The following is a 6,589-nucleotide window of genomic DNA, read 5'->3' on the forward strand; positions in this document are numbered from 1 at the left end:
GGCGTCACCCTCCACGCCGCCGGGGCCACCGCGCTGCGGGTGACCCTCACCCCGGCCGGGCCCGACACGGTGTCCGTCGAGATGGCCGACCCGACGGGCCGCCCGGTGGCCGCCATCGAGGCACTGGCGGTGCGCCCGCTCGCCCAGGCCGCCCTCGATCCGGCCGCCCGGGTGGCCCGCGAGGCGCTCTTCCACGTCGACTGGCCGGCCCTGACCCTCCCCGAGCCCGGACCGGCCCCCGCCCGCTGGTCCGTCCTCGGCGAGCCGCCCGCCCACGCGGCGGCCCTCGCCGGGGCGGGGATCACGTTCACCGACGAGGCGGACGTGACGCTCGTCGGACTGACCGGCGACGACCCGCTCGCCGCCCTCGAACGCGCCCTCGCCGTCCTCCAGGACTGGCTCGCCGACGACCGCCCCGACACCACCCTGCTCGTGACCACCCGCCGCGCCGTCGCCGCCGACCCCGCCGAGGACGTCCACGACCTGCCCGCCGCCGCCGTCCACGGCCTCGTCCGCTCCGCCCAGAGCGAGCACCCCGGCCGGATCGTCCTCGCCGACCTGGACGACGACCCCGCCTCCTGGCACGCCCTGCCCGCCGCGCTCGCCACCGGCGAACCCCGGCTCGCGCTGCGCCACGGCGCCGCCCACGCCCCCCGCCTGGCCCGCGCCCACACCGCCGAGCCGCTGCCCGTGCCCGACGGCCCGTGGCGCCTCGACATCCGCACCAAGGGCACCGTCGACAACCTCGAACTCCTGCCGAGCCCCGACACGGCCGCGCCGCTCGAAGCGGGCGAGGTCCGCATCGAGGTCCACGCCGCCGGCCTCAACTTCCGCGACGTCCTCAACTCCCTCGGCATGTACCCGGGCGGCGCCCGCTTCCTCGGCTCCGAGGCCGCCGGCGTCGTGCGCGAACTCGGCCCCGGCGTCACCGGACTCGCCGTCGGCGACCGCGTGCTGGGCATGGTCCCCGGCGGGTTCGGCCCGCTCGCCGTCACCGACCACCGCCTGCTCGCCCGCGTCCCCCGGGGCTGGACCTTCGCCCAGGCCGCGTCCGTCCCCGTCGTCTTCCTCACCGCCTACTACGCCCTGCGCGACCTCGCCGACCTCCAGCGCGGCGAACGCCTCCTCGTGCACGCCGCGACCGGTGGCGTCGGCATGGCCGCCACCCAGCTCGCCCGCCTCTGGGGCGCCGAGGTCTACGGCACCGCGAGCGAGGCCAAGCAGCACCTCCTGCGCGCCGACGGCCTGCCCGACACGGCCATCGCCTCCTCCCGCACCCTCGACTTCGAGGAGCGCTTCCGCACCGCCACCGGCGGCGCGGGCGTGGACGTCGTCCTCAACTCCCTCGCGGGGGAGTACATCGACGCCTCGCTGCGCCTCCTCGGCCCCGGCGGGCGGCTGATCGAGATGGGCAGGACCGACGTCCGCGACGCCGAGGAGGTCGCCGCCGCCCACGGCGGCGCCCGCTACCAGGCCTTCGTCCTCCAGGAGGCCGGGCCCGAGCGGATCGGGCAGATGCTCGCCGACCTGGTCGAGCTGTTCGAGCAGGGCGCCCTGCGGCCGCTCCCGCTCACCTGCTGGGACGTCACCCGCGCCCGCGAGGCCTTCCGGTACATGGCCCAGGCCCGGCACACCGGCAAGATCGTGCTCACCGTCCCGCGCCCCTGGGCCGCCGACGGCACCGTCCTGATCACCGGCGGCACCGGCACCCTCGGCGCCGAACTCGCCCGCCACCTGGTCACCGCACGCGGCGTGCGGCACCTGCTGCTCGCCGGCCGCAGCGGCCCCGACGCCCCCGGCGCGGCAGCCCTCACCGAGGAGCTGACCGCCCTCGGCGCCGAGGTCACCGTCGCCGCGTGCGACGCCGCCGACCGCGAAGCCCTGGCGGCCCTCCTGGCCGCCGTGTCCGCCGAGCACCCGCTCACGGCCGTCGTCCACGCCGCCGGACTCCTCGACGACGGCGTGGTCGAAGGCCTGACGCCCGACCGGCTCGCCGCCGTCCTGCGCCCCAAGGCCGACGCGGCCCGCCACCTGCACGAGCTCACCCGCGGCCTCGACCTCGCCGACCTCGTCCTGTTCTCCTCCGCCGCCGGCGTCTTCGGCTCGCCCGGCCAGGGCAACTACGCCGCCGCCAACGCCTGGCTCGACGCCCTCGCCCAGCACCGCCGCGTCGCCGGCCTGCCCACCACCGCCCTCGCCTGGGGCCTGTGGGCGCAGGCCAGCACGATGACCGCGCACCTCGGCGCGACCGACCGGGCCCGCGCCGAGCAGTCCGGCGCGCTGACCCTCAGTACCCCCGACGGCCTCGCCCTGTTCGACGCGGCCCTCGCCGACCACCGCGCCCTCCTCGTGCCCGTCCGCCTCGACACCGCCGCCCTGCGAGCCCGCGGCGCGGCCGAACTCCCGTCCCTGCTGCGGACGTTGCTGCGCTCATCGGTGGGCACCCCGGCCCGCCGCACCGCGCAGAGCGCCCAGGCCGCCGACGGGCTCCGCGCCCGCCTCGCCGGGCTCACCGCGGCCGACCGCACCGCGGCGCTGCTCGACCTGGTGAACGGCTGCACCGCCGCCGTCCTCGGCCACTCCCCGGCCGACCAGGTCCACGCCGCGCGCACCTTCCGCGAGCTCGGCCTCGACTCGCTGACCGCCGTCGAACTGCGCAACCGCCTCAACACCGCGACCGGGCTGCGGCTGCCCGCGACCCTGGTCTTCGACCACCCCACCCCCGGGGCGCTCGCCGGGCACCTCGCCGACGGCCTCACCGGCACCGGCACCGGCACGGCGACCGGGGCCGGCACCGTGCTGCAGGCCGCCGACGAGCCGATCGCGATCGTCGGCATGGCCTGCCGCTTCCCCGGCGGCGTCGCCACCCCCGAGGAGCTGTGGACGCTGCTGTCCACCGGCACCGACGCCGTCGCCGCCTTCCCCGCCGACCGCGGCTGGGACCTCGACCGCCTTTACGACGGCATCCCCGACCACCCCGACTCCTCCCGCACCCGCGAGGGCGGCTTCCTCGCCGACGCCGCCGGGTTCGACGCCGCGTTCTTCGGCGTCAGTCCCAACGAGGCCCTCGCGATGGACCCGCAGCAGCGGCTCCTCCTGGAGACCTCGTGGGAGGCCATCGAACGCGCCGGCATCGACCCCGGCACGCTGCGCGGCAGCCGCACCGGCGTGTTCGCCGGCCTGTCCTCCAGCGACTACCTCGACCGGGTCGGCCGCGTCCCCGAGGAGGCCGCGCCGTACGTCAGCACCGGCAACGCCGCGAGCGTGATCTCCGGGCGCGTCGCCTACACCCTCGGTCTGGAGGGCCCGGCCGTCACCGTCGACACCGCGTGCTCCTCGTCCCTGGTGGCGCTCCACCTCGCGATCCGCGCGCTGCGCGGCGGAGAGTGCACGCTCGCCCTCGCGAGCGGCGTCACCGTGATGTCCACGCCGATGATCCCGGTCGACTTCGCCCGCCAGCGCGGCCTGGCCGCCGACGGGCGCTGCAAGCCCTTCGCCGACGCCGCCGACGGCACCGGCTTCTCCGAGGGCGTCGGCGTGCTGCTCGTCGAGCGGCTCTCGGACGCGCGGCGCCTCGGGCACCCGGTGCTCGCCGTCGTGCGCGGCTCCGCCGTCAACCAGGACGGCGCCTCCAACGGGCTCAGCGCCCCGAACGGCCCGTCGCAGCAACGGGTGATCCGGGCCGCGCTGGCCGACGCCGGTCTGACGCCCGCCGAGGTGGACGCCGTCGAGGCGCACGGCACCGGCACCCGCCTCGGCGACCCGATCGAGGCCCAGGCGCTCCTCGCCACCTACGGCCAGGACCGCGAACTCCCGCTCCTCGTCGGCTCGGTGAAGTCCAACCTCGGCCACACCCAGGCCGCCGCCGGGGTCGCCGGGGTGATCAAGACCGTCCTCGCCCTGCGGCACGCCGCCCTCCCGCAGAGCCTCCACATCGACCGGCCCAGCACGCACGTGGACTGGGCGGAGGGCGCCGTCGAGCTGCTGGAAGAGCCCCGCGACTGGCCCGCCACCGGACGGCCCCGCCGCGCCGGCGTCTCCTCCTTCGGCCTCAGCGGCACCAACGCCCATGTGATCCTCGAACAGGCCCCCGAGCCGGCGGCTCCGGTGCCCGCGCCCGAGCGCCCCGCCCTGCCCTGGCTGCTCTCCGCCCGCAGCGCCGAGGCCCTGCGCGGCCAGGCCCGCGCCCTGCTCGACCACCTCGACGCCCCCGACACCGACACCGGCACCGACACCGGCGCCGCCGCGCCGCTCGACCTCGCCCACTCCCTCGCCACCGGCCGCGCCCTGCTGGAGCACCGCGCCGCCGTCGTCGGCACGGACGTCGAGGACCTGCGCGCAGGCCTCGCCGCGCTCGCCGACGGCACGCCCGCCCCGGGCGTCGTCACCGGCCGGCACGCCGCCGGGCGCGACCGCCGGGCCGTCCTCGTCTTTCCCGGCCAGGGCTCCCAGTGGGCCGGCATGGGTGCCGAACTGATCGACGCCTCGCCCGAGTTCGCCGAGCGGATCGCCGCCTGCGAACAGGCCCTCGCCCCCTGGACGGACTGGTCGCTCGGCGCCGTCCTGCGCGGCGAGCCCGACGCACCCCCGCTCGACCGCGTCGACGTCGCCCAGCCCGCCCTCTGGGCCACCATGATCGCGCTCGCCGCCTGCTGGCAGGCCCACGGCGTCACCCCCGCCGCCGTCCTCGGCCACTCCCAGGGCGAGATCGCCGCCGCCTGCGTGGCCGGCGCGCTCTCCCTGGAGGACGGCGCGAAGGTCGTCGCCCTGCGCAGCCAGGCCATCGCCCGCGACCTCTCCGGCCACGGCGGCATGGTGTCCGTGCCGCAGGCCCACGCCGACGTCCTCACCCGCATCGAGCCCTACGGCGGCCGGATCTCGGTGGCCGCCGCCAACGGCCCGGCCGGCGTCGTCGTCTCCGGCGAGCCCGACGCCCTCGACGACCTCCTGGCCGGCTGCGCCCGCGACGGCGTCCGGGCCAAGCGGATCCCCGTCGACTACGCTTCCCACTCCGCCCAGGTCGAGCGGATCGAGGAGACCCTCCGCGCCGAACTCGCCGGGCTGACCACGCGCGGGGCCCGCATCCCGTTCTTCTCCACCGTCACCGCCGACTGGCTCGGCGACACCCCGCTCGACGCCGGGTACTGGTACCGGAACCTGCGGCAGACCGTCCGCCTGGAGGAGTCCGTCCGCGCCCTGCTCGCCCAGGGCCACGACGCCTTCCTCGAATGCAGCCCGCACCCCGTGCTCGCCATGGCCGTCGAGGACACCGCGGCCGACGCGGGCGCCCGGGCCGTCGTGCTCGGCACCGTCCGGCGCGAGGACGGCGGCCCGGCCCGGCTGCTGACCTCCCTCGCCGAGGCCCACGTGCGGGGTGTGCGGATCGACTGGCGGCCCGCCCTCGTCGGTGGCCGGACCGTCGACCTGCCCACCTACGCCTTCCAGCGCCGCCGCTACTGGCTCGCCCAGGACGCCGCCCGCACGGGCGCGCCCCTCGACCCCTGCGGGCTGGACCGCGCCGTCCGCCTCGCGGACACCGACACCGTGCTGCTCACCGGCCGGCTCGGCACCACGACGCACCCGTGGACGGCCGACCACCGGGTGCGCGGCACCGTCGTCGTGCCGGGTACCGCGCTGCTCGACTGGGCCGTGCGGGCCGGCGACGAGGCCGGCTGCCCCACCGTCGCCGAGCTCACCGAGCTCACCCCGCTGACCCTGCCCGAGCACGGCACCGTCGACCTCCAGCTCACCGCGGGACCGGCGGACACCGACGGCCGTCGGGCCTTCACCGTCCACGCCCGCCCGACCGGCGCGCCCGACGACACCCCGTGGACCCGCCACGCCACCGGCACCCTGAGCGGCCGCGCCGCCACCGGCACGCCCCTCACGGACTGGCCGCCACGCGACGCCACGGCGGTGGAGACGGTGGAAGGCGCCGAGTACGGCGAGCGCTTCCGTACCGTCCTGGCGCGCTGGCGGCGCGGCGACGAGCTGTTCGCCGAGGTCGCCCTGCCCGAGGAGCACCGCACCGAGACGGCCGGCTTCCGCGTCCACCCCGGCCTGCTCCAGGCCCTGCTCGCCGCCCTGCCCGCCGCAACCGAACCGGGCGGCACCGAACCGGGCGGCGCCGACCCCGCCCAGCCCGCCGACTGGCGGGGCGTCACCGTCCACGCCACCGGCGCCGCAGCGCTCCGCGTCCGGCTCGCCCCGGCCGTCGACGGCGGCCACACGCTCACCGCCGCCGACGCCGACGGCGCCCCCGTGCTCACCGCCGAGGCCGTCACCGTCCGCCCGATCGCGGCCGAGCACCTCGCTCCGGTGGCCGACCCGCTCTACGCGGTCGACTGGGCCCCGGTCGAGACTCCCGCCGACCGCCGTGACCACCTGGCCGTCCTCGGCGAGGACGACGCGCTCGCCGCCACCCTCGGCGCCCGCGCCTACGCCGACCTCGCCGAACTCACCGCCGCGCTCGACGCCGGCGAGCCCGCACCCGCCACCGTCGTCCACCGCCTCACCGCGGCCGACGACGGCGACCCCGTCACCGCCGCGCACCGTGCCGTCCGGGCCGCCCACGGCCTCGCCCGCGCCT

At 77.9% G+C, this 6,589-nt stretch carries 1 protein-coding gene; it reads left to right on the forward strand.

Annotated features, from left to right (window positions below; genetic code table 11):
• The coding region (locus BG452_RS27330; protein WP_188307023.1) for a type I polyketide synthase at positions 1 to 6,589 on the forward strand (6,589 nt) is incomplete at both ends.

Origin of the sequence: Streptomyces sp. CBMA123 (assembly GCF_014596465.1) — a bacterium.
Taxonomy (GTDB): Bacteria; Actinomycetota; Actinomycetes; order Streptomycetales; family Streptomycetaceae; genus Kitasatospora.